Source organism: Pedobacter sp. MC2016-24, from assembly GCF_015223055.1.
In the GTDB taxonomy this organism is placed as follows: domain Bacteria; phylum Bacteroidota; class Bacteroidia; order Sphingobacteriales; family Sphingobacteriaceae; genus Pedobacter.
In genome coordinates, this window is the sequence record NZ_JADFBX010000010.1 from 99,115 (window position 1) to 122,594 (window position 23,480).

Here is a 23,480-nt window from a genome sequence, read left to right on the forward strand (position 1 = left end):
AACCTAAACAACTCTGCAATGAAACAGCTCTTTTTTAGTGAAAAAGTTTATTCCCGATGGGTGATTCTATTTATAGATCAATGTATCATTACTACTGCCCTTGCCATTACACTTGTCATTGTAAGTAAAGCGCATTACGGTGAGATTTTCGATAGGCACATGCTACCCTATTTTTTTGTTTACAGCGTGGTATCTGTTATTGTGTTTACGATGATGCGTATTCATACTGGTATCATCAGGTATTCTAATGTTGAAGATTTTTTTAGAGTTTTTAAAGCTGTGTTTATATCTGGAATTTTATTTTTCGCCATTGTCTATGTTGCAAAATTGCCCAACTGGATGCTGAACGGACAGTGGTTGATTACCATGCTCATCATCGATTTTTTTATCTCCGTATCTATGCTGATTGTTTTACGTATTGGCGTGAAGCTCATTTATCATGACCTGAAAACATTGCAAAATACAGGTAAGGAGGTGCTGCTTATTTTTGGTGCTGATCGGTCTGCATTGTTAATTAAACAAGGTTTGGATGCTTATCCGGAAAATAATTTTGTAATTATTGGATTTATAGATAACGACCCTGGAAAGGTTAATAAATATATAGAACAAAAAAGGGTTTTTCCCATTTCTGATATTTCCATTATCAAGGCGAAATTTGGCGTGGATAAAATGATTGTGATGGAAGAGTGTTTAGATATAGAGGGACGTAAACTAGCCGTAGAAAAGTGTATGGAACTTGGCATACGGGTAACTTCTGTTCCTGCACCCTCGCATTGGCTTAAAGGCAAGCTAGAGTTAAACAGGTTACCAGATCTTAAAATTGAAGATTTGTTGCAGCGCGATCCGATCTGTCTGGAGAAAGCAAGCATCATTTCTGAACTCTGTGGTAAAAGAATACTAATCACTGGAGCTGCGGGGTCGATTGGCTCTGAAATTGTACGCCAGGTTTTAAGTTGTAATCCTGAGCTTGTGATCTTGTGCGATCAGGCTGAAACACCATTACATGAAATGCAATTGGAAGTTAGAGAAATGTATCCTGACCAACACTGCCATATCTTTTTATCAAGCGTAAGAAACCAGGGCAGGTTGAAAGATATGTTCGAAACTTTCCAGCCGCAGATCATCTTTCATGCTGCTGCGCTTAAACATGTACCGATGATGGAAAGCCATCCTTCGGAAGCGATATTGACAAATGTTCAGGGAACAAAATATCTTGCTGATCTGGCCATTGCTTACCGGACTGAGAAATTTATTATGATTTCTACAGATAAAGCTGTTTGCCCAACAAATGTGATGGGTGCTTCAAAACGTCTGGCAGAACTGTACATCCAATCGCTTCATCCCATTCAGGACGATGTTTTTCAAACTACAAAGTTCATTACAACGAGGTTTGGAAATGTTTTAGGGTCAAATGGTTCTGTTGTTCCCCGGTTTAAAGTTCAGATTGAAAACGGTGGTCCGGTAACTGTGACACACCCTGATGTAACACGTTATTTTATGACTATTCCAGAAGCAGTTCAACTTGTTCTGGAGGCATCCGTTATGGGAAATGGTGGGGAGATTTTTATATTTGATATGGGAAATCCAATCAAGATTCTAGACCTTGCAATAAAGATGATCAAGCTATCTGGACTTTTACCTTACCAGGATATTGATATTGAATTTACTGGTCTGAGGCCCGGAGAAAAGCTTTATGAGGAGTTGCTTAATAAAACCGAACTGGTGCTTCCAACGTATAACGAAAAAATTAAGATATCTAAGGTGATACATTATCCTCATCAGTATGTGCAAAATGAAATTGCCGAGTTGATCTCTTTAACTGATTATGGTGCTGACTGTGAAATTGTTAAAAAAATGAAACAGATCTTACCTGATTACATCAGCATGAATTCTAGTTTTATGGAGTTAAATGTCAATGCGTCTAATCAATTAAATTGATTTTTAGAATCTTAATTTTATATCACATAATGTCTTATATTATCATTATATTTAATTCTTCTTCCGTTGTTTGAACATAACTTAATATCTAAATTTATGGCAACCAGGTTTACAATTTTTGAAAGTGTTGATGAATCTGATAAGACTGTTTTACTTTCTTATTGGGACAAAGACTTAATCTGTCAATTTGCAAATAATGAGTTACTAAAGTTCTTAAATAAAAAACGGGATGAACTCATCGGTCGTTTAAACCTAAAAGATGTATTGGGGCGCAGGTACTATGAGCATTATCCATATATTCAGCAAACTATTGCCGGGCAGTCGCAGAACTACGAATCGATTATACGTTTGCGCCCAGAGGCAAAATATAAAGTTATGGTAACTTTATATCCTGACCTTGAAAATGGTAAGGCAAACGGTTTTTTTGCCCATATTAATAATTTTAAAAACCTGGAAGAGAAAATTCAGCATCAAAAACTTATTGGATTGAAAGGAGGCCGTGTAATTAAGCACATCATAGAGCAACACAACAGAATTCATCAGGTAGCTGATTATCTAAAATCGCAGATTTTGAACGATTTTCCTTCAATTGACTTTTTAGCTGAAGAACATAACCTCTCGGTCTCTACACTTATGCGTAGCTTTAAAAGTACCTATAAAGCAAACCCTTATTCCTATTACCGTAACTTGCAAATGGAATTTGCGCAAAACCTCATTGCGAATGGTTGCAGTAAGAAAGAAATCGCATCAATACTGGGTTTTGCTAACCCGGCAAATTTCACTTCCTGCTTTAAAAAGTATCTTGTTAAAAAGGCAGATTAACCTGTTTTGAATAAATGTATGTAAAATGCAATAACAATTTGAGCATCAACAGCAATTTTTTGAACATCAGTAGGTTCAAAGCGTTAATCTAATAGTATATATTTGAATACAAATCTTATTGAAGTTATTACTATGATCCTTTTATCTGAAACTCGATCCTCACCGCAATAACTCTAATGAAATCTCCCTACTCGTGAATTCCTAATTAATAATTGATGTATTTAAAAAATAACAACTATGGAAATTGTAAATGCAGGAGAAATTGTTGAATTGGCCATAAGGAGGCAAAATATCAATATTAGTGAATTGTCCAGACGGATGCATGTTAACCGAAGAACGTTATACAATTGGTTTCAACAGAAAGAATTAGATGAGGATGTGATCCAGAGAATAGGGATTGTAATTAATTATGATTTCACAGTAGATTTTCATCATGAACTTAAAATTCATCGATATCATAACGATGATGTTCGTCAAATGGATTCACCCTTGAATGCGGAAAAATATGCTCCGGATTCGACCTACTATTGGATGGAAAAATATATGGAGTTGCTTAAGGATTATAAAAAGCTATTACACGGATTGAAAGATTATCATCATTGACACTTAGTCTTAGTTTATTGTTATGTTAGCAGGAAAAAATGCCGGTGAAGTTGTTGAATTAGCGATTCGCCGACAACACATTAGTATAAGTGCATTATCCAGAAAGATGCATGTCGACCGAAGAACATTATACAACTGGTTTGCAAAAAAAAAACTCGCCAGAAATGTTATTTTAGGTATCGGCATAGCTATAAACTATGATTTTTCACATGAACTTACACAAGTTGATCATATTGCTGAGAAAATTGAAGTGGGATCTAACCTCAACATGCTTCCCGAAGATGAAAAATTACTGTTTATTTGGATGGATCGCTATATGACCTTACTAGAATCATTCAAAAAGCTTTTAGAGGATTTGGATGCAGAAAAGCACATTTGAAAAAATATAATTTTATTTAAAAGTCTGTTCAATTCGTTTTGAACAGACTTTTTTTGTGGAGATATTACGATACAACTCAGTAGACCTGAATGTGAAAATGAGTATGAAAAGAAAGGTGTAGTTTGAGTTGTTGGCTCTCGTGTTTAAGGTCATCTAAAACTTAAACATTAATTTCAATCCGGATATATTAATTTATGTCGTTTTAATCCCAAATAAATAGCCGACAAGTGCTGTTGCTAACATGGCTGCAGTACCCCAAAAACAAATTCTGATTACCGCTTTAGGTATATTTGAACCACCTGCTTTTGCAGCAATAAACGCTGAAATTGCTAAAAAAATAATAGAAAAACCATATTGGTAAATGACCATGAGGTTTAGGGGTGCAAAGATGGAAACCAGCATCGGAAGCATTCCCCCCGTGATAAACGAGGCTGCTGATGCCATAGCAGCTTGCATAGGCTTTGCCTGGGAAATTTCATTGATGCCCAGTTCATCTTTTGCATGTGCGCCCAAGGCATCATGATCGGTAAGCTGTTGAGCTACTTGAATAGCCAGTTTTTCATCCAGTCCCCTTTTTTGGTAAAGTTTGGCTAATTCATGCAATTCAATTTCGGGCATGTTTTCGAGTTCCCTTTTCTCTCTTTTTAAGTCGGCATGCTCGATATCTGATTGTGAACTCACAGAAACATATTCGCCTGCAGCCATGGATAAAGCGCCGGCAACTAGTCCGGCCAATGCAGCCAAAACGATTGGTTCTCTAGTGCTACTGGCGGCTGCAATACCAATAGCCAAACTGGTTGTAGACAAAATGCCATCATTGGCACCTAAAACTGCAGCTCTTAACCAGCCACTTCTATTGGTGTAATGTTCTTCTAATTCCATACTATGCTTTCCTTCTTTGATCATATTGGATACACTACCCCGGCTATCTTTTCTTAGATGTATCTGTAACTTTATATTCCAAATCCTGGGGATTTTATTTTACTTTCAAATTTAAGGTAATAATATTGGAAACCAGTCCCGTAGATCTACTGTAGTGACCATATCTCAGTTCCAGCATGTTGAGGTGCTGCCATCCAAATACACCGTGTGGTGGAGCCAGTCTGATTCCAGCACCATAAAAATCACTGTTTAAGGTAGACAAATCATAGTCACTGGTAAAATACTGGGCAGAAGGATCATGTTGGCTATAAGGCGCAAAATACCGGGTTCCTGTCTGTTTGTTATATCGGTAAAAAGGACTTAGAGAGATAAAAGATGTCAGTTTTACTGGTACTTCTATTTCTGCAGTATGCGCCCTGATGCCCCAGTTATCCATAAAGTATCTATAATAAGTTCGTATGATCACCTGATCTGCGGCAAAATAATTTAACCTTGCGGCGATGGGCAATTTGTAACGTTGATCAGGTAAAGTCTCTGCCCTTAAGGAGCCATCTGTAAAGTAATCGCGTTGATATTTGGTGGCCAGTAAACCTTTTTGGTAAGCGGGTTCAACAATGAGTTGTGCCTGTAATTTCTGATTAATCACCTGTGAAAGGGAGAATGATGCGCTAAACGAATTTCTTGGACTGGAGCCCTCACTTTTGGATTCGTGGCCATTACCCAGACTTGCCGCTGATCTCAGTTCAATAGGTAAAATAACTTTCCAGGTATCTAAAAATGCCTGTAACTTAAGGTCAAACTGTGTGTTTTTGTCTTTAGATAAACGGGTAAGGTTAAATCCTGCACCTAAGGATTGATAATCATATTCCGTTGAAAAGGACCCCGTAAAACCAAAGGCATTCCCTGTTTTTTCATTGCTATGTGTCCAGTTTAGTGATGGATAGACACGGGTATCTGCCATAGAAGCGGACGAAATTGTACTTGGATCTATTTTATCTGATGAAGCAGAGGTATAATGATCTACACCCAGTTCAAATAAAAAGGTGTTTTTATTTCCAGCTTTGTTGAACTTAGACAGCTGTAAATCAATCGTATTCGCAAAATCTGTTAGTTTCTCTGTACCGATACCACCTGTAACAGCAGAATTGTTACCAGTTTGCTGGTAATAAGCCGATACCAGGTTGATTTCGTCAATTTTCAGCTTTCTACTTTGATAATTGCTGGTATCGGAAGGATTGGATTTAATTTTAACTTGTCCGTGGGCACCTAAAACACCAAGGAACAGCATGAGTACATGCAGATAAATTTTTCTCATGATTTCAGTTAATTACAGCCACAGCCACCACCACTTTTTCCGCCATTGGCACCTGAGCCACCTTCGCGATATAATTGGAAACTCTGTTCAAATTTCTGTGCCGTTCGGGATGATAAAGTCATTTCAGCATCGTTGAGCTTGTTTTTCTGATACGGTTTAACTGTTGCACATGCACCAAGTAAGCTGAGGACAAAGGCACCCAGGACTAGCAGTATTGGAATTGACGTTTTCATATCATTGTTTTACATTAATATTATTAGAGGTATACAAAAGGTCATGGTCATCTATGATTATGCAGGCTACATGACGCAATTGATTGATCATATCCAGGCCAACGGTGGCACCCATAACGATTACCGGGGTCGCCAATGCATCGGCAAGTTCAGCACTGGGACAAATGACGGTTACACTTTTAATTCCACTAACTGGTAAGCCGGTCTTCGGATCAATGGTGTGTGAGTACCTGCGACCATTGATGGTAGCGTATTTTTCATAATTGCCAGATGTGGCAATCGCCATATTGCTAATGTTGAGTGCTGAGAAGGGTCGGTCACTTTGGTCGGGGTCGGCAATCCCAACAGTCCAGGGACTATCGTTTGATTGCATTCCCCAGGTAATAAGGTCTCCCGCTGCGTTAACAATTCCGGCTTTTATACCCATGTTTTGCAAAATTTTCTTGGCTTTGTCAGCCGCATATCCCTTTCCGATCCCACCAAATCCGATGCGCATCCCTGTATGTTTCAGCATTACTGTAGATTTTTCAGCATTTATCATAACATGCTGATAGTTGATCAGACTTACGGACTGCAGGGCTGTTTCAAAATCCGGAAGTGAGGTCATGTTGACATCAAAGTTCCAGAGGCTTTTATCAATAGAGCCGTAACTGATGTCAAAGGCGCCTTGTGTAATGTCTGATATCCTTATTGAACGTTGGATAAGTTCAATCACTTCCGAATCAACCTTTACTGCTTTTATCCCAGCGTTATGGTTAATAAGGCTGGTTTGACTGCTGTCCTTGAAAGTGCTGAGCAAGTTTTCGATTCTCTTAACTTCTGCTATGGCAGCGCCAATGGCTTTTTCCCCTAAAGCTTTATTCTCCGCAATGACAGTGAATTCAAAGCGGTTTCCCATGAGTTTTACGACCCGGTTATAAGCTGCGTTTGCCATTTCAATAAATTATTTACCAGCTACCGTATTGGTAATTTGTAGCACAAATTTTTCAGGGCTTTCATTGGGATAGCCGTCCCATGATTTTAAAACTTTCCCGTTTTCATCAACCAGTAGGGTAAAGGGAAATTTTCCATCAGGATTATATTTTTCTGCCAGGGCTTCATTTTGTTTAACTTGATCAGCAGCCAGTTGATTTTTCTTTTGACGTGGAAAATCTGCACGTACCAAAATCAAATGATCTTTGGCGTAAGTTTCGAAAACTTCTGATTCAAGGATTTCTTTTTTCAGGCGAATGCATGGGCCACACCAATCGGATCCGGAAAAATTGATCAGGATTTGTTGATGACTCACCTTTGCTTGTTGTTGTGCCTCGGTAAAGTTGCCCGTCCATATCAATGAACCAGGCAACAGTGATAAGAATGTGATCAGTAATAATTTCATCTTGTTAGCTATAAATTCTTAATGAGGTTCCGGTTAGTTGCGTATGGTAAGTAGTTAAAGATCGGGAAGCCGGTCCGTTTGTAACCGTGCCACTTTCAGAAAATGTAGCTCCATGATTGGCACAGTAAAATCTGTTGGCGCTTCCCTGATAAATCAGGCTATAGCTTTCATGGGTACAGGATCTTTGAACAGCGACGTAAGTTCCCGATACAGTTCGGGCGATGATAACACCATTAGATACCAGGTATCCTCCATTGCTTGCTAAGGCTGCATTCGCGGATGAGGAAAGATCCAATGTGAAATCGACGCCTGTTGGTCCTGAGGTGTCACTTGATGGAGAACTGGAACTTTTAGAACAACCGATGCAATTGATTAATGCAAAAGTAGCTGCTGATAATCCGATGCTGGCTAAAAAACCTTTTCTGTCCATAATCTTTGTTATTGAATTATGAATCTAAGATCAATACGAATTCTGAAGACATTATGAAGTTCTCTGTTAAAAAATGTTAAAGCATTGTCATCAGATTTTATTTTTAGAGACTGTTAAAGTTGATACTGAATTGGTGGTAATCTCTATGGTAATTGTAAATCAGTTCGTAATTTTGCCTCAGACATACCTGTTTTAAAATGGCAAGCCCAAGACCCGTTCCTTCAGATGTATTGTCTTTGTAAAACCTTTCAAAGATCTTGGCAGGATGTAATTTTCCTTGAGTGCCGGTGTTGCAAAATACAAGCTTATCCGAAGTTAAAGTAATCCGGATGGAACCGCCATCGTAATTGTGTCTGATTGCGTTGCTAAGCAGGTTGTTAATCAATATTTCTATTAAGGAGCGGTTAGCTGTAATGGAGAATGTATCTAAATTAATTTGCACTTGCAAGTTTCTTTTTTGAATGAATTCCTGGAAGTAATTGAGCTTCTCCTCTATTAATGCTCTTAGGTCTATTTCTTCTTTATCCTGAAGCTGGTTGTTGTCTATCTTCACCAGAAGTAGAAGAGATTGGTTTAATTTGGTCAGTTTTGAAGTGGCTTTATAAAGATCCGCCAGAATTTCGCTTTGTTCTTTACCGAGGGTGTTGGATTGAAGCAAGGTGTCGAGTTTTGAGTTAATTACCGCAAGTGGTGTCATCATTTCATGAGATGCATTTTCGGTAAATAGTTTAATCTCTTTATAGTCTGATTTGACCTTTAACGATACATCCAGAACTGCCTTATTTAAGGCTTTGAATTCTTCAATGTTGGTTTGAATGGGCTCAAATACTTTCTCCTGGTTGATGTTGAAGGCTTTGATGTTGGTTAACAATTGGCGAAATGGTAACCACATCCTTTTGATTAGGATTCTGTTAACAAGCCATAAAATCAATAACAAAACAATCACGGGTATTAAAATAATGAGAATAATGCTTTTGATTTGTTCCTGACGTTCAAATTTGGAGGCAACAATCATAACCTCGTAGGGTTGTCCATTTAAAATCAGTTCTGTTTTGAGGTACCTCGCTGATTCTTGATGTTTCTTTTTAGGATTATAGAAATTGGTATCCGCAAATAATCTACGTTTGTCCTGTAGTTTGTTTATTTTTTTATATTCAACAACGACATCATCAAAACCGTCTGGTGAGGGAAGGATGTTTTTAACGTGCGCAAAGTCCTGTACTTCCAGTAGTTCCTCAAATAGATGATCATCAATCTGTTTATTGATATATCCTCCCAGCGTTTGATAGAAAAGAAATCCTATGACCAGTAATCCTGTGAGTGTAATGATGGACAGAATCCTGTTATAGCTGCTGAATAATTTCATACATCTGCAAATTTATAACCTACGCCGTAAACCGATTGGAAATAGTCTTTACAGCCGGAATCTGTTAGCTTTTTTCTTACATTTTTAATGTGGGTATAGATGAAGTCAAAGCTGTCAGCCATATCTGCATCATCTCCCCAAATGTGCTCTACCGCGGCAGCCTTAGAAATTACCTTATTTTTATTCACGATGAAATACAATAGGAGGTCAAATTCTTTCCTGGTTAGGTGTACAGTTTTTCCGTTTACCTTGGTTTCCTTTGCAGTGGTATCAATTTCTAATTCGTTAAAATGAATAATGCTGTTTCCGTTGAAATGCCGACGCCTTACGATGGATTGGATTCTGGCATAAAGCTCAGACAGGTGGAAGGGTTTGATCAGGTAATCGTCAGCGCCGAGGCTCAGTCCTTCAATTTTCTGGTCCAGGGAATTGCGCGCGGAAATGATCAGCACGCCATCTGTTTTATTGATTTTTTTTAGATATTTTAATAGTTGAAGCCCTTCCCCATCAGGTAGGGTTAGGTCTAGTAAAACACAGTCGTAATCGTAGAGGGATAATTTCTGATAGCCTTGTTCATAAGTAGCAGCATGGTCGCAGATGTTTCCTTCGCCTGTCAGATACAGACTGATACTTTTGCTCAGTCCTTCTTCGTCTTCAACAATTAGAAATTTCATAATATAAATATGGAGTTAAAATCTGAAGACTCTTTGTAGTTGTCAAGAATAAAGCAATAATTGTGATCTTATACCTGGCATGCCACTTCAACTACAGCGCCTAAACCAGCTTCAACCATGGCTTCTGCCAAACTTCACATCTTCATTGAATTGGCTACAGGGGCAACATCAGAGCTGGAATGCTCGTGTTCATTTTTCCATTCGGACTGGCCATGGTCAAAAAGTTCCAAAACAACATATTGTGTAATATAAAGATATTATTACCTTTGCGCGAAACCTACTATTTAGACTCAAACTAAATAAGAAAAGGGGCTTAAATATAATATATGCATAAATTTTTTACTTTTTTAGGAATAGCTATGCTCTCTGTTTTTGCCTTGCGCGCACAAAACATCCGCGGCACAGTGTATGACAAGGCTTCTGGGACAGGGATACCCGGGGCTAGTATTTTAATTAAAGAACGTCCGGGAACTGTTGCAACAGCCGATGCGGATGGGAAATTTGCGCTTGTTCTCTATTCAGGGGAAACTTTAGTGGTTAAAATGATTGGTTATAACCCATTTCAAAAACATTATCCAAAAGTTCATGAGGGTCAGCAAATTGACATCAGACTTGAAGCAGGTGTAGTGCTGGACGAAGTGATGGTTACTGCAAGTTTGGCCAACTCCAGGAGCAAAAGAGCCATTGGAACAAATGTAGATCACATCAACGCCGCAGATATCGTGGCCAAAAGTAACCCTTCTTCATTGGCCGACCTGTTGAACGGCCGGATCAGCGGAGCACAGGTATACAATACCAATGGTAAAGTAGGTATGCCCATCCGTTTTGACATCCGTTCTGCTGCGACCTTTAGTATGGAGCGTGATCCACTGATTTTTATTGATGGGGTGCGTTACAACAACAACAACACCGCTGATGTGAACTCATCCCAGGAAGCAATGAGCGCCCTGAATGATTTGCCCATGAACGATATTGCTTCTATAGATGTCATTAAAGGTCCTGCTGCGGCTGCCTCTTATGGTGCTGAGGCTGCAAATGGTGTAGTGATCATTCAGACCAAACGTGGTTTAAGCGGACAAAAAGGAATTTCCATCAACGCAAAATATACTGGTGGTTTTAGTGAACTGGCCAATAAATACGATCAGTATGTAAACAACAGTGCCTTAAACGACTTCTTCATCCGCGGTGCGCAAAATCAGTTCTATGCCAATTTATCTGCACAGTTGGATCAGTCCAACAGTCTTTTCTTTTCGGCCAACTCGAACAAAACTTCCGGTACCATTCCTGGTAATCAGGACAACAGACAAACTTTTCGTGCAGGTTATGATTTAACGAAAGGCCGTTTTAAACTGGCATTCACTGCAGGGTATGTAAAGGGTAAACTCAGCATTCCTCAATCGGCATCCGGACGTGATGACGCCATCTGGAACCTCATGCGTGACCAGACCCCATGGCCATTTTTAACCGAAGAAACCTGGCGTGCCATCGAGAAAAGTTATACCAACGACCGCCTTACCGGTAGCTTAAAACTCAACTATACTTTTCCTTTTGCAATTAAAATGGAAAGTCTTGTGGGTTTAGACCTCAATTATATTGATGGTTTAAACTACCTGCCTTATGGTTATTTACAAGGTACCAACAGTACCGGAGCCAAGCAGATCAGCGACAGGCGCAACCAGAATATGAACTGGGATGTGAAACTTTCCCGCAGTTTTGCACTGGATCCGAAATGGAAACTTGACTTATCGCTGCTTTCCCAGCTTACCCAGGCAACGGAACGTGTAAACGGTATCAGTGTGCGTAATTTTGCCGTTCCGGGCATCAGCAACATCTCTTCAGCAGCTGAAATTTTAGGTACTACCGATACGGACTTTGAAAAACGTACGCATGGTATTTATGGTGAAGCATTTTTAAGCTATAACAATCAGCTTTTTATCAATACGGGATTGAGAAGGGATGTTTCTAACATGATTGGAAGAAATGTAGCCAGCATCTGGTACCCTACAGTAAGTGTGGCTTATAACCTGAAACCATTCGACTTTTTACAGGGTAAAATTGACGAGTGGAAAATCAGGGCTGCTTACGGTGAATCGGGTCGTTTGCCCTATCCAAATGATGCACAAACGGCTTACCTGGTTGAAAATTCATCATTCTGTACTCTAGTAAGGCCGCTTAGAAAAGGAAACCCGGACATCAAACCTGAAAGAACAGGAGAGTTTGAAATTGGTACGGACCTCAGCTTTGCCAAACAACGTCTAAGCTTTACCTATTACCAGCAAAATACCCGTGATGCAATCGTATATACCACTTTACTGCCTTCATTGGGCTGGCCATCCAACTTAAGTGGTGACTATCCGGAAAATGTGGGTAAAATCAGGGGTAAGGGTATCGAGGTAACTTACAACAGCAGAATATTTACCAGTAGCAATCAGAAAAATAGCTTAGATCTTTTTGTGATTTTTAACAACCAGTCTAACAAGGTAATCAACTCCGGCGGCCGCGATATCATCAATACCGTTAACCTGATCCGTGAAGGATTGCCTGCTTTTTCTTTCTATACAGGTGTTTCTGAAGGTGCTGTTTTCAGCAGTAGTGGTATATATACTGGTGCTAAAGAAAGTGCTCCGCAGGTATTGGGTAAACCTTTTCCAACGTATAATGGTTCATTTGGTTTTAACCTGCAGCTGATCAGTAACCTGCGTGTACAATCCTTGTTTACGTATTCGCAAGGCGCAAAAGTTTACAACATCTCTAACCGGAATGTGGCCAGCCAGGGTACCAATTTTAAAGCAAGTGAAGATCTTAAAGCCCTGCTTGCTACCCAGACACCAGGTGCCGCCGACTATATCGCTACAGCAAACGAACTGTCTAAATATGCTGGCCCGCGTGGTAATTTTATTGAAAAGGCCGACTTTATCAGGTTGAGCAATCTGACCATTTCTTACGATCTGGGCAGCTGGGCAAAAAAACAAACCAATGGAGTTTTGAAAAACTGCACGGTATCACTTACGGGTAACAACCTGTGGCTGACAACCAATTATGGTGGTATAGAGCCCCAGATTGACTCGCAGGGCGGAAGTAAACGCTCCAGGGGGATCAGTTATCTTTCCTCCGACTGGACAGCCGTGCCTGCGCCGCGTACTTATGCATTTAGTTTAAATATTGGATTTTAACCTGTTCTGGAAACAGCACTAAAAAAAATAGAATGATGTCAATTCAAATAAAAAACTTCTGGAAAGCCGGCATGATATGTACGGCAGTACTGATGCTTTGCTCTTGTGATAAATGGGTAAATGATACCAAATTACCCGACAATACCATTGATGAATCTCAGTTGAACAGCATTGCCATGCTGGGACGGATAGAGAAAGGTGCCTATATTTACGGACCTGTAATCGCCGGTGTATGGCGTGCCGGTGCCACATCGGCTTCTGATTTATTAGTTTCCTCATCTGCAATTTCTGATGAAATTGTACCTACAGCAGTGCCAAACTCACCTTTTTACAAAGAACTGGATGAGGATAAATTGACGCCGGACAATACTTCGTTATTTAGCGTCTGGTCCAACATTCAGAACTATCGTGCCCGTGCTGAGGATGCCATTTCAAATGCAGAATCCCTGAGTCCGGCAGATGCAGACGGACTGGCAGTGAAACAGGCTGCCTTGGTCAATGCACGTTTACATGCAGGTTATGCCTGGATGCTGATGGCCGATTACTTTAGTGTAAGTAATACCAGTCATTCGGTATATGCAGACCATAAAGAGGTAAGCCACCTCGATGCCTATGCGAAAGCACAAGCTTACTGGGAGCAGGCCATCCCAACTGCCAGCGAAATAGAAAAGCGGTTGTTACATTCCTTACTGGCCAAACTGGGCATTCATACGGGTAATTATCCGCTTGCTGTACTGAACATCAATCAATCGTTCAATGCTACAGAAAACTTCAGTTTTTTAAATACTGTTGGTACCGTAAGTAATGGTTTTTTTAATGCCCTGAATATCAATTCGAGAGATGCTGCAGTAGATCCAACCCTGGTGGCAGCTTTAAGAACAACAGCTGATAAAGCCAGAAACCAGGTAACAAAAGCCACTAAAGGACATTGGTCACTGATTTTGTTTAAAGAAAGAGATCCGCTGATGGTAAGTGATTACGATGAGATGCAGCTGATCAGGGCTGAGCTGGTGATCCGTGGATTGCTGAGCGGAAATGCAACCAGTCTGGTCAACTCAGTTGTAGTTAAATACGATGCTTCAGGGCTTTCCAATTATCCGGCCCTGCTTGCACTTACCCTGAACGATATCATTTCGATCCGCAGAATATTCTTATCCTGGAGGGGAACCCGCTTAATTGATTTAAGAAGATTTAATATTGACGGCGACCTGACTCCCGGCTTTACCAAAAGGAAATGGCAGTGGATTGGCGTCCCTGAAATCGAGACCCAGAAATAAATCATTTGTCCTGCTGTCGCGGATCAGATCCGGAACAGCAGGACAAATATGCTAACCATTAAGCCAAAGGAATAAAAATAAAAAAGCTGGAACCTTGACCAGAAGTGCTTTCAAAGCCAATCCTGCCATGCTGCAATTCAATATATTCTTTACACAGAAACAAGCCCAGACCCACACCACGTTCATTGTTTGTCCCCATGGAAGGTTCAGATCTGATCGAGAAAATCTGCGCCTGTTTATCTTCCGGAATACCCGTCCCATTATCACTCACCGTGATTTTACATTCGCCCGATAGCAGTTGCACATCAACCTGGATAGTTCCCTCAACTGGTGTAAATTTGACCGCATTACTAATCAGGTTTCGTACCACCAGTTGTAACATGTCTACATCAGCAATCACTAACAAATTGGGTGGGATCTGATGCCTTAAAGAAATGCCTTTCTTAAGCGCATGTGACTTTTCCATTTCCAGAGTAGCCGATAGGGAGGTAAGCAGGTCTACTGCTCTCAGTTGCACATACTTGCCGTCCATTTGCGATTTTGACCAATGCAATAAGTTAGAAAGCATATCCATTGCATTATTGGTTGAATTGAGTAATGCTTTTTCCAATATACGCCTGTCTTCACCATCTATCTGATGGTCATTCAACATCTCCAGATAACCCTGTACATTTAACAAGGGACTGCGCAGATCATGCGACAGGATGGACATCAGTTTATTTTTTTCCATACTGCTTAGCTCTACCGCAAGGGTTTTATCTGCTGCAGCTTTCCGCTCCGTATCGTAACTTTTTCTCAGATATCTGATGATGATATAGACGGCAAATGCAGGTATAGGGAACGCAGTTACCCGATCAATGAACTGTCCCTTGCCCGCAATAAAGGGGTGTTTTACCAGTTCAGGATAGACATGTTCGATCAGGTGCAGTATGAAAAAGAAAAGGATGTAAAGGATCAGCCATTTCAAATGCTGACTATAGGGCGAAATTGTAAATACAAGCAAGAGGTAAGTCGGCCAGATCAGGTCGGTAGAGCCGTCTATTCCGGAATTGGCTAAGTAATTGACGCCAAAAATCAGGATACCAGCCAGGGCAAATGTGGTGCTGTTGTGCTGACGCTGATGAAACCGGGAATAATAATACTGGTAAAAGAAAAATAAAGACAGCACAAAAGCAGAAACAGCGCCTATATATAGGCCGGCATAAAGGTTATATGGAGCGTATATGCCAGCCAGAAACATCAGTCCGATACTGATGGAATGAAAAATTCTGCTTTCTAAAGAAAAAATAGATGGACTGCCTGTTAGCCTAAGCCAAAAGGTGCCTTTATTTAAATGCGTCATAACGATGATCGTAATGCCTGCAAGTTAATGATTATTAATCATCTTGAATATCGAGGTTACCTGATCTTTTTATAGTTTGAATATTCTGAAATGGTTTCCATCGGCGAAAGTTGCCCGAGGAATTTAACAATCAGGTTCATGTCCTCACTTTGGGTAAAGTAGCGCTGTTCCTGCGCATTCCAGGTAAATTTAACCACCAGGTCCAGCTTCTGAGCATTGAAGATTTTAATTTTCAATGGCTTCTCATTGAGCGACTGCAGTTTTTCCATCCTTTTGGTATTCAGATTAACGGTCATGTGTATCCTGCAGTCTTTCATAAACTGCGCCTCGACAGGCAGAGAAGCCGGATCCTGTTTATAACTGATGACCACAGATTCAGGCGTTTCCTTCTCGACAAGAAAAGTAGCATCGTCTATCTTTGCAGATACCGGTTGTTTGCTGTGACTCTTTAAAAATGCTTTTACCTCTGATTTACCTGGCGTTTTGCCGTTAACAGTGATGACCGTCCAGCGGTCGGATTGGGTTTTAGAAGGATCGTACTTGGCAAGCGTGACCGTCTCTTTCGAATCTGTGATAAGGCTGTATTTAAGGTCAAAGGCATGATCATCTGCTGGTTGCCTGTTTTGTTGCTCCAAAATACCAGCATCTATGCCATGTTTTTTGAATAAGTCAAGCACCACCTGTTTTTGCGCTGAACTTGTCAGAACCGACACACTTAAAATAAGAATCGTAAATAATCTTTTCATATGGTGTTAATGACTGCTATTTTGGAGACCCGCAATTCGTAGTTGCCACTACCTTTTTAAGTAATTCCTGTGCTGAGGATTCAACGAGCTCCTGTGTGGTTAACTGTTTTCCACTAGATAGTAAAATGTAATTGTTCTTATTTGCTACAACTTTAATTTTCAAAGGTTTTGATTTAGTATGCTTGCTCAGGCCTGTATTGGAAACAGAGACAGTATGTTCGCCAGCGGAAATAGCATGTACCGAGTAGTGCTGATTTTTCAAATGGCAAACCAGTGAATCGTCAATGTAAACTTTGTTGTTTACCAGTGAGCCAACATAATTCGAAGAACGGATAAAATAAACCTGTCCGGTTTCCTGTGGCTTAAAAGCACTAAACAAACAGCCGATAACAACGGCGATAAATAAGGAAGCTAAAACTTTGGATTTCATAACGAAGCAATTTAGATGAACTGTTGCAATAAAGTTATTGTTTTACAAAATGAATTTATGATTGAGAGGAGAAAAAATTAAAAAAATTCTTTAAACTTTACTCCTACACTTCGTAGAACTGATTCTGTATTCATATTTTTTTTAAAGCGCTATATAGCACCGTCCCGTTTTGAGATATCCTGTACCGTCCGGCCATATTTATCATAGATCATTTCAAAAGGTTCATAATGACTTGCGGGCTTCCATTTTTCGATGGTCGTATGCCTGTTTCCTGCTGTAAATGTTTTTGAACCTATCAATGTCCCTTTTCTACTGTCTTTAAATTCAAAATCAACTTGCGATCTTAAATATTGTTCTACCAGATCAGGGAGGGCTTGAAAATTGATCGCATCGCTTTTTATTCTTATTTTACTGTGTTTTTGTTTGTAGGGAAATAACCGGTTCAGCCACCACCTTTGTTCCTTTTGCGTACATACGGGTAATTCATTGACAAAAATGATATACTGAGCGTAATCCTCATTCCTGGAATCTGAGTAAATAATGGTATCAATACTATTCCATTTAATAAAACAGGAACAATCAAATAAATTCATTTGGAAGATAATACCATCTGGATTGAAAATCAATTCGTTTCTGGTGGATTCCATAGCCTCGGACTGGCTAAAACCAAATACAAAACCATAGATTAAGAATATTGGGATCAGAATAAAAGCCCCGATCAGGATCCAGCCGTAAAATGGAACGCCTTCGCTTTTTAGCACCGCTAAATAGAGCAATCCACATCCTATTAAAAAGAAAATGATCAGTGGAATAGCAAAGATTAAAACGGGATTCTTTTCAATTATTCTCTTCATAAAAGTTCAATATACTGGGTTACTCATTTTAATAAACGTATCATCCTAATACGTTTCAAATATATAGTGTTAAATATAATGCCAAAATTGAACAATCACTTGCTGATTTAGGAAACTTTATTCCGGCCATTTTTTGATACTATTGTTTCCAAACAATTGGCTGGGATATATGAAAAGAACATTTTTTGTAGTGGTGATGTGTGCATGCTGGATAAATCCAAAATCACAGGAGAAGCGGATTCAGGAAACTGAACGGCCATCTTTGGGCCCTGAACTCATCGTTGAAAACCTGAACGGAGCGATCACACAAAATGAGATTAAGGCCTTTAAGGAGCATATTGCTGCGGTTGAACCACCGAGATACGCGGGTGGAAATGTATATGTTTATGGAAATCCTGGGAAATTAATGGAAGCCTGCGGATTGATGTATGAGGCAACACAGGACCAACAAATCCTGGACCGAATGATTTACTTTGCAGACGCCCTGCTTGCAGGGAGAAATGATCTGGCCCCTGCAGAAAACGGCGGACAACAGATCGCATGGACCGGTAAAATTGAGCCCATGTGGCCATCGTCAAAACCCGGGATTACGCCAGCCGATGGCGGAGTGGCTTCAGGAAGCGCACTCGCGCACTTGTTGTATGCGGCCAAACTGATCCTCGCTAAATCTGAAATCTGGTCGCAGCATGTTCCCTTCGGCGATGTACACCACTTTGGATCTTCGTACCGGGAAAGGGCACTGACCTACGTTAGAGAAGCAGATCTGGTGGCAGAAAAATGGTTGCTGGCACGCTATGTAAGAGCTGATAAAAAGTTTTATTTTCCTGCTGCACCGAATACCTATAAGCCCAACGAAGCTTGCCCGTGGAACCAGATGTTTATGTTTACAAATGGGTTGGTTCGTTTATCAGCATGTCATGAGTTATTGAACGATGCGCCGGATAAGGTGAAAACTTATGACGAACTGGTTAAAGTAAACATCAACTGGTTTAAACAAAATGTGGAACCTTATTCATCGCCATTGAGAACTCCCTGTTGGAAATTTAACTATGCCCTGGTTTCAAGAATTGAGGATACCAACCATTTTGCCTACGAAAGTGAGGGGATGTGGCTTGCCTATACTGCGGGGAAATACGGAGTAACTTTGTCAGATATGACCATCATGGCCAATACTTATTTTGACGTGGTTTTAGCCACTGTAAAAGATGGTCGGTTTGCTGGGAATGTAGACGGAAGCACAGGAACCGGACACGCGGGTGGTGATACTTATGTCAGAGATGAATACATTTATCTCGCCGACATCAGAAAAGATAAATATCTCAGCGTAGGTAAAATTGAACAGCGATCAGGAAAAATTGCAGTCTCACCGCAAATTACAGCACGTTTACTTTGGTTGAAGAACAAAAGACTTAAAGAAGGCCTTTAATTGCAATACTTCCCGATGATATAAAAAAAATATTTTTACCCTGCATGGGATAAAAACGGTCAACCTTACTGTATAGTAAGTGTAACGTCCCCATAATGGCAAAAAAAAATAAAAATTACACAACATACGAAGTATTCGATTTCCTGATGGATCCGGAGTTTAAAAACTGGATTCGTCAAAATGATGCAGCATCTGATTTGTATTGGCAATCAGTCATGCAACGCTATCCTGAAAAAAAGGATGCGATAGAAAAAGCCATTGAGCTTGCAAAAAACACAGCTCCGTCAAAACCAAATGCACCAAATGAAAGGCAAAGGGCCCTATGGCAAAATATTGAGCAGGAAATCAATAAAGCACCTTCGGCTAAAGCAACTAAAACAAAGCGATTAAAACACAATCTTTTACTGACCTCAAAATATGCCGCGGTTTTACTCCTGGTCATAGGCATCGGGTTGTTGATTCGTGCATACGAATCGGACAGGACAATCATGCTTTCCACAGGCAATGGGGAAAACAAAAAATTCACCTTACCGGATGGTTCCTTTGTGCAACTGGCCCCAAACTCATCGATAAGATTTTATAAGAAGTTACAGCAAAAGGTCAGACGCGAGGTTTGGACTACAGGCGATGTCTATTTTAAGGTCACACACCTCAACAAAAGTCCAGCAGAAGTTAAGGTCGGGGAGCGCTTTGTAGTACACATGGACCATGAAATTGATGTTGAAGTTTTAGGAACCGTTTTTAACGTGAGCAATAGGCGGGGCAGTACACAGGTACACCTTGAATCCGGATCGGTGAAGGTCATTAAATCCAGCCAGTCGCTGTTGCTAAAACCTGGCCAAAGTGTGCTGGCCAGCAAAGCAAATGGACTGCATTTGGCTGGTAAGGCGGCAACGAAGGTGAGTACCGACTGGGATAGCAATTTGTTGCTGCTTCACAAAACAAGCATCGCTGCCATTATTGAATTGTTGGCGGACAATTATGGAATTGTACTGCAGGTAGATGACAAACAAATGCTGCTGCGGGAAATTGATGGGGCCATTCCTTTAGACGACGAGGATAAGGCCTTGAAAATCCTCAGTAGCATCACCGGATCCAACCTGGAACGGCACAATGGACAACTTACTTTAACAACTAAAAAATGAGTGCAAAACGTATACCTTTTATCCTGCTCTTCTTTTTATCCATATGCAGTTTCCTGTCGGCCAGTGCACAACAAAAAATTGCGTTAGCAAAAGCTCTGGATGTAGTCAGTAAGTCACTGAAGGTCAAATTTGCCTACGAACATAATCTGATTAAGCATACCACGGTAGTATTCGATATAAACAGCCTTAAAAACACAAATGCTGAAACGGTTTTAAACAAATTGCTCGATGGTACAGGTTTGACCTGGGATGCTGTGGGGGAAAAATATTTTACCATCATTCGTAAAGCAAACGCAAACCTGGTACAGTCCGGATCTGATTTACTTCAGAACGGGAGGGCAAATGTACTGCAGCATGCCATACCGGACGTGTTTTCGCTTGCGGAGATCACACTTTCCAAAAATGTAGGCTTATCAGGTACGGTCAGGGAGAAAAAAACGGGGATGCCGGTTGGGCAAACAACAATTGTCATCCAGGAATTGGGTATCTCAACCATGACTGATGACGCTGGAAAGTATACTTTTAAGCATTTAATTGCGGGCAGAATGACGGTTAAGGCCAGATTTTTAAACAAGGTGACCAAGGAAGAGGAAATCACCACCGTAGCGGGCAAAAATTATGTGCTCAATTTTGAGCTAGATGAAAATGTATTAGATTTAAAAGAAGTGGTGGTAGTTGCTGCCGAAGGTAGGTCTGGAGGCGCAACGGCGTCGATCATTTCACAAAAGACAATTGAACATTTACAGGCAACCAGCCTGGCCGACGTGCTGCAATTACTTCCTGGTGCTTTAGCCAGCAATCCCGATTTTTCCAATGTCAATAAAACCGCAATCAGGCAAATCACCAGCAATAATATGGGAAGCCTCGGTACGGCAGTGATGGTAAATGGGGTACCTGTATCAAACAATGCAAACCTGCAGGTGCTAAATCCGGCAAGCTCTGGCGCAAATGCTTCTTTTTCGACCAGTACAGGCAGTGGGACAGACTTAAGGCAGATTTCGGCAGACAATATAGAGTCCATAGAGGTAATCAGGGGAGTGCCATCTGTAGAATATGGTGATTTAACAAATGGTGCCATCCTGGTAAAAACAAAGGAAGGGAAAATGCCTTTTCAACTCAAAGCAAGGGTTAATCCGGTACTCAGTCAGTTTTGGGCAGGGAAAGGCTTTAGTCTGGGTAAAAATGCAGGAACACTCAACGCCGACCTGGATTATACCAAAGCATACAATGACCAGCGTTATGCTTATGACGCTTACAACCGGCTTACGGGAAGTTTATTGTACGGGAATACCTTTTTCAAAGAGCAGAAGCTGTACACATCTACAGGCTTTTCTTATGCCATGAACCTGGATGAGTTGAAGCAGGATCCTGATGATGCCAAAACACAGACGGAAAATCGGGCAAAAGACCTTGCTTTCCGATTCAACAGTTCGGGGCGATGGAATTTGAACCGCAAGTTTGCTAAAGTCTTGAATTATACGGTAAGTGCCACTTACGCCATACAGAAAGGCTATCAGCAAAGTTTGCTGAGCAATTACGTTTATCCAACTTCTACCGCAACAAAGGATACCACCATGGCTAGCCAATATGTGCCAAGTGAATACTTGAGCAAAGTATGGGTGGATGGAAAACCTTTCAATCTTTTTGCCAAACTCACAAATAGTTTTTACCTGAAAACAGGAGATTTTAACCACCGTTTTTTGCTGGGTGCCGAATGGCGTACTGATGCGAACTACGGCCAGGGAAAGACCTATGATGTAACGCGGCCACCACGTTTAAGTGGCAGCAATGCCAGTCGCCCTTTTCCATACAGTGAGATCCCGGCATTGAACCAGCTTTCTATTTATGCTGAGGATCACCTTACCGGAACATTTTTAAACAGAAATATAGACATACAAGCTGGTTTCAGGTACGACAATATACAACCGGTTGGAATTTTTAAAAGCGATATGGGCCGGGTGCTGGCACCACGGTTTAACCTGGCTTATGAGTTGACGGATAAACTGGTGATCCGTGCTGGCTATGGCATCACGGCAAAAGCACCTACCTTATTGTATTTATATCCACAGGATGCCTATTTTGATTTGCTGAACCTGAATTATTATGCGCAGAATCCGGCTGAAAGGCTGGTGATTGTTACCACCAAACGGTTGAGCAGTAAAAATACAGATTTAAGAATAGCAACGAACAATAAGACCGAACTGGGCTTTGACTACAAATTGTTTGGCAACAGGAAATTGCAGGTTACATTATATAAGGAACACATTAAAAATGGCTATGATTTTGCCACAACTTTTAAAAGCGCCGTGGTTATACCGGTGGTAGCTTATGATGTGGTAGATAAACCCGTTGGCCAGCAACCCGTGGTGGCACCCGGTACAACCAGTAATTTTTACGCACTTTATAACCTGCCAACCAATAATCAGGATACAAAAAACAAGGGAATTGAGTTCGATCTTGACATGGGTAGGTTTGATGAAATCCGGACCTCTTTTGTTTTGAATGGTGCCTTATTGAACACGCGAACCACCAGTACAGGCTATTACCTCATTAAACAGCAGCCAACTGGCGCAGAACCGGCTAAAATTCCGGTATATAATGCTGGCAGGGGCAATGAATATACCCGGGCAAGCAGCACTCTGCGTATGATTCACAACATACCTCAGGCCCGCCTGGTGATTACGCTTTCTGCGCAAACCATATGGAAAGACCAAAATAAATACCTCGGCTATGAATCTATTCCCATGGCTTACCTGGAAAACAGTACCGGCAAAACGGTATGGTTAACAGCGGCCGAAAGAAGCAGCAGCAAAATCATCAATGACCCTGAGTTAAACCTCAAAATTCAGGATCCTTATTATCTAACAGAAAGCTGGAAGCCGTTGTGGTTGTTTAACATTCGGCTAACTAAAGAAATTGCCAAAACCGCGAGCTTTTCATTTTTTGTCAACAACCTGCTCATGGACCGGCCTCAGGAAGAAAGTAATCGCTGGGCGGGACAATACAGTATCAGAAATCCAAAATTATTCTTCGGAACAGAAATCAGTATTAAATTTTAATAGAAATC

Annotated in this window: 21 protein-coding genes; 9 read left to right on the forward strand and 12 right to left on the reverse strand. The window is 40.7% G+C overall.

Annotated features, from left to right (window positions below):
* Positions 1-18: 18 nt before the first annotated feature.
* The 4 genes from IM797_RS20310 to IM797_RS20325 all read left to right on the forward strand — a co-directional run bounded on the left by IM797_RS20310 (position 19) and on the right by IM797_RS20325 (position 3,742).
* Positions 19-1,938: a nucleoside-diphosphate sugar epimerase/dehydratase gene (locus IM797_RS20310; protein WP_194129014.1), complete on the forward strand. Its 1,920-nt coding sequence runs from the start codon at positions 19-21 to the stop codon at positions 1,936-1,938.
* A 96-nt stretch (positions 1,939-2,034) separates the two neighbouring features.
* Complete coding sequence (locus tag IM797_RS20315; RefSeq protein WP_194129015.1) at positions 2,035-2,760, forward strand: AraC family transcriptional regulator; 726 nt, start codon at positions 2,035-2,037, stop codon at positions 2,758-2,760.
* Between the two features lie 237 nt (positions 2,761-2,997).
* On the forward strand, positions 2,998-3,363 hold the full coding sequence (locus IM797_RS20320; protein WP_194129016.1) for a helix-turn-helix transcriptional regulator: 366 nt from the start codon (positions 2,998-3,000) through the stop codon (positions 3,361-3,363).
* Positions 3,364-3,385: 22 nt separating this feature from the next.
* Positions 3,386-3,742 (forward strand): hypothetical protein, encoded by a 357-nt coding sequence (locus IM797_RS20325; RefSeq protein ID WP_194129017.1) that lies wholly within the window; start codon positions 3,386-3,388, stop codon positions 3,740-3,742.
* A gap of 192 nt (positions 3,743-3,934) precedes the next feature.
* Here the strand turns inward: IM797_RS20325 and IM797_RS20330 are convergent, their stop codons facing one another.
* The 8 genes from IM797_RS20330 to IM797_RS20365 form a co-directional block, all read right to left on the reverse strand.
* Positions 3,935-4,624 (reverse strand): VIT family protein, encoded by a 690-nt coding sequence (locus IM797_RS20330; protein ID WP_194129018.1) that lies wholly within the window; start codon positions 4,622-4,624, stop codon positions 3,935-3,937.
* A gap of 94 nt (positions 4,625-4,718) precedes the next feature.
* A complete protein-coding gene (locus IM797_RS20335; RefSeq protein WP_194129019.1) occupies positions 4,719-5,939 on the reverse strand; it encodes a DUF3570 domain-containing protein in 1,221 nt (406 codons plus the stop codon).
* An 8-nt stretch (positions 5,940-5,947) separates the two neighbouring features.
* Positions 5,948-6,172 (reverse strand): DUF4266 domain-containing protein, encoded by a 225-nt coding sequence (locus IM797_RS20340; RefSeq protein ID WP_194129020.1) that lies wholly within the window; start codon positions 6,170-6,172, stop codon positions 5,948-5,950.
* Position 6,173: 1 nt separating this feature from the next.
* Complete coding sequence (locus tag IM797_RS20345; RefSeq protein WP_228098993.1) at positions 6,174-7,106, reverse strand: FAD:protein FMN transferase; 933 nt, start codon at positions 7,104-7,106, stop codon at positions 6,174-6,176.
* 9 nt (positions 7,107-7,115) lie between these two features.
* Entirely contained in the window at positions 7,116-7,550 is a 435-nt protein-coding gene (locus IM797_RS20350) for a thioredoxin family protein (protein WP_194129021.1), read from the reverse strand.
* A 4-nt stretch (positions 7,551-7,554) separates the two neighbouring features.
* Positions 7,555-7,980 carry a ubiquinol-cytochrome c reductase iron-sulfur subunit gene (locus IM797_RS20355; protein WP_194129022.1) on the reverse strand — a complete coding sequence of 142 codons (426 nt, stop codon included), beginning with the start codon at positions 7,978-7,980 and terminating at the stop codon, positions 7,555-7,557.
* 103 nt (positions 7,981-8,083) lie between these two features.
* On the reverse strand, positions 8,084-9,346 hold the full coding sequence (locus tag IM797_RS20360) for a HAMP domain-containing sensor histidine kinase (protein WP_228098994.1): 1,263 nt from the start codon (positions 9,344-9,346) through the stop codon (positions 8,084-8,086).
* Entirely contained in the window at positions 9,343-10,020 is a 678-nt protein-coding gene (locus IM797_RS20365; RefSeq protein ID WP_194129023.1) for a response regulator transcription factor, read from the reverse strand. The genes IM797_RS20360 and IM797_RS20365 overlap by 4 nt, the downstream gene beginning before the upstream one ends.
* Before the next feature lie 326 nt (positions 10,021-10,346).
* Between IM797_RS20365 and IM797_RS20370 the strand changes: the two genes are divergently transcribed.
* On the forward strand, positions 10,347-13,193 hold the full coding sequence (locus IM797_RS20370) for a TonB-dependent receptor domain-containing protein (RefSeq protein WP_194129024.1): 2,847 nt from the start codon (positions 10,347-10,349) through the stop codon (positions 13,191-13,193).
* Between the two features lie 32 nt (positions 13,194-13,225).
* Entirely contained in the window at positions 13,226-14,470 is a 1,245-nt protein-coding gene (locus IM797_RS20375) for a hypothetical protein (RefSeq protein ID WP_194129025.1), read from the forward strand.
* A gap of 58 nt (positions 14,471-14,528) precedes the next feature.
* Here IM797_RS20375 and IM797_RS20380 read toward each other — a convergent pair whose 3' ends face one another.
* The 4 genes from IM797_RS20380 to IM797_RS20395 all read right to left on the reverse strand — a co-directional run bounded on the left by IM797_RS20380 (position 14,529) and on the right by IM797_RS20395 (position 17,842).
* A complete protein-coding gene (locus IM797_RS20380) occupies positions 14,529-15,812 on the reverse strand; it encodes a sensor histidine kinase KdpD (RefSeq protein WP_194129026.1) in 1,284 nt (427 codons plus the stop codon).
* 56 nt (positions 15,813-15,868) lie between these two features.
* Positions 15,869-16,558, reverse strand: coding sequence for a hypothetical protein (locus tag IM797_RS20385; RefSeq protein WP_194129027.1), 690 nt, complete (start codon positions 16,556-16,558; stop codon positions 15,869-15,871).
* A 16-nt stretch (positions 16,559-16,574) separates the two neighbouring features.
* Positions 16,575-16,988 carry a DUF2846 domain-containing protein gene (locus tag IM797_RS20390; protein WP_194129028.1) on the reverse strand — a complete coding sequence of 138 codons (414 nt, stop codon included), beginning with the start codon at positions 16,986-16,988 and terminating at the stop codon, positions 16,575-16,577.
* A gap of 149 nt (positions 16,989-17,137) precedes the next feature.
* Positions 17,138-17,842 (reverse strand): hypothetical protein, encoded by a 705-nt coding sequence (locus IM797_RS20395; protein ID WP_194129030.1) that lies wholly within the window; start codon positions 17,840-17,842, stop codon positions 17,138-17,140.
* A gap of 169 nt (positions 17,843-18,011) precedes the next feature.
* On the opposite strand from IM797_RS20395, the gene IM797_RS20400 reads away from it, so the two are divergent.
* The 3 genes from IM797_RS20400 (at position 18,012) to IM797_RS20410 (ending at position 23,472) form a co-directional block, all read left to right on the forward strand.
* Positions 18,012-19,268, forward strand: coding sequence for an alpha-1,2-mannosidase (locus tag IM797_RS20400; RefSeq protein WP_228098995.1), 1,257 nt, complete (start codon positions 18,012-18,014; stop codon positions 19,266-19,268).
* A gap of 95 nt (positions 19,269-19,363) precedes the next feature.
* Entirely contained in the window at positions 19,364-20,413 is a 1,050-nt protein-coding gene (locus IM797_RS20405) for a FecR family protein (RefSeq protein ID WP_194129031.1), read from the forward strand.
* The gene (locus IM797_RS20410) at positions 20,410-23,472 is read left to right on the forward strand and encodes a TonB-dependent receptor (RefSeq protein WP_194129032.1); all 3,063 of its coding nucleotides are present in this window, start codon (positions 20,410-20,412) and stop codon (positions 23,470-23,472) included. The genes IM797_RS20405 and IM797_RS20410 overlap by 4 nt, the downstream gene beginning before the upstream one ends.
* Positions 23,473-23,480: the final 8 nt, after the last annotated feature.

What these genes read in the sequence shown, in the direction of transcription:
- IM797_RS20310 (WP_194129014.1), top strand. Translation starts at nt 19, where the DNA reads ATGAAACAGCTCTTTTTTAGTGAAAAAGTTTATTCCCGATGGGTGATT.
- IM797_RS20410 (WP_194129032.1), top strand. Translation starts at nt 20,410, where the DNA reads ATGAGTGCAAAACGTATACCTTTTATCCTGCTCTTCTTTTTATCCATA.
- IM797_RS20320 (WP_194129016.1), top strand. Translation starts at nt 2,998, where the DNA reads ATGGAAATTGTAAATGCAGGAGAAATTGTTGAATTGGCCATAAGGAGG.
- IM797_RS20400 (WP_228098995.1), top strand. Translation starts at nt 18,012, where the DNA reads ATGAAAAGAACATTTTTTGTAGTGGTGATGTGTGCATGCTGGATAAAT.
- IM797_RS20315 (WP_194129015.1), top strand. Translation starts at nt 2,035, where the DNA reads ATGGCAACCAGGTTTACAATTTTTGAAAGTGTTGATGAATCTGATAAG.
- IM797_RS20350 (WP_194129021.1), bottom strand. Translation starts at nt 7,550, where the DNA reads ATGAAATTATTACTGATCACATTCTTATCACTGTTGCCTGGTTCATTG.
- IM797_RS20365 (WP_194129023.1), bottom strand. Translation starts at nt 10,020, where the DNA reads ATGAAATTTCTAATTGTTGAAGACGAAGAAGGACTGAGCAAAAGTATC.
- IM797_RS20335 (WP_194129019.1), bottom strand. Translation starts at nt 5,939, where the DNA reads ATGAGAAAAATTTATCTGCATGTACTCATGCTGTTCCTTGGTGTTTTA.
- IM797_RS20405 (WP_194129031.1), top strand. Translation starts at nt 19,364, where the DNA reads ATGGCAAAAAAAAATAAAAATTACACAACATACGAAGTATTCGATTTC.
- IM797_RS20360 (WP_228098994.1), bottom strand. Translation starts at nt 9,346, where the DNA reads ATGAAATTATTCAGCAGCTATAACAGGATTCTGTCCATCATTACACTC.
- IM797_RS20390 (WP_194129028.1), bottom strand. Translation starts at nt 16,988, where the DNA reads ATGAAATCCAAAGTTTTAGCTTCCTTATTTATCGCCGTTGTTATCGGC.
- IM797_RS20355 (WP_194129022.1), bottom strand. Translation starts at nt 7,980, where the DNA reads ATGGACAGAAAAGGTTTTTTAGCCAGCATCGGATTATCAGCAGCTACT.
- IM797_RS20380 (WP_194129026.1), bottom strand. Translation starts at nt 15,812, where the DNA reads ATGACGCATTTAAATAAAGGCACCTTTTGGCTTAGGCTAACAGGCAGT.
- IM797_RS20325 (WP_194129017.1), top strand. Translation starts at nt 3,386, where the DNA reads ATGTTAGCAGGAAAAAATGCCGGTGAAGTTGTTGAATTAGCGATTCGC.
- IM797_RS20375 (WP_194129025.1), top strand. Translation starts at nt 13,226, where the DNA reads ATGATGTCAATTCAAATAAAAAACTTCTGGAAAGCCGGCATGATATGT.
- IM797_RS20345 (WP_228098993.1), bottom strand. Translation starts at nt 7,106, where the DNA reads ATGGCAAACGCAGCTTATAACCGGGTCGTAAAACTCATGGGAAACCGC.
- IM797_RS20340 (WP_194129020.1), bottom strand. Translation starts at nt 6,172, where the DNA reads ATGAAAACGTCAATTCCAATACTGCTAGTCCTGGGTGCCTTTGTCCTC.
- IM797_RS20370 (WP_194129024.1), top strand. Translation starts at nt 10,347, where the DNA reads ATGCATAAATTTTTTACTTTTTTAGGAATAGCTATGCTCTCTGTTTTT.
- IM797_RS20330 (WP_194129018.1), bottom strand. Translation starts at nt 4,624, where the DNA reads ATGGAATTAGAAGAACATTACACCAATAGAAGTGGCTGGTTAAGAGCT.
- IM797_RS20395 (WP_194129030.1), bottom strand. Translation starts at nt 17,842, where the DNA reads ATGAAGAGAATAATTGAAAAGAATCCCGTTTTAATCTTTGCTATTCCA.
- IM797_RS20385 (WP_194129027.1), bottom strand. Translation starts at nt 16,558, where the DNA reads ATGAAAAGATTATTTACGATTCTTATTTTAAGTGTGTCGGTTCTGACA.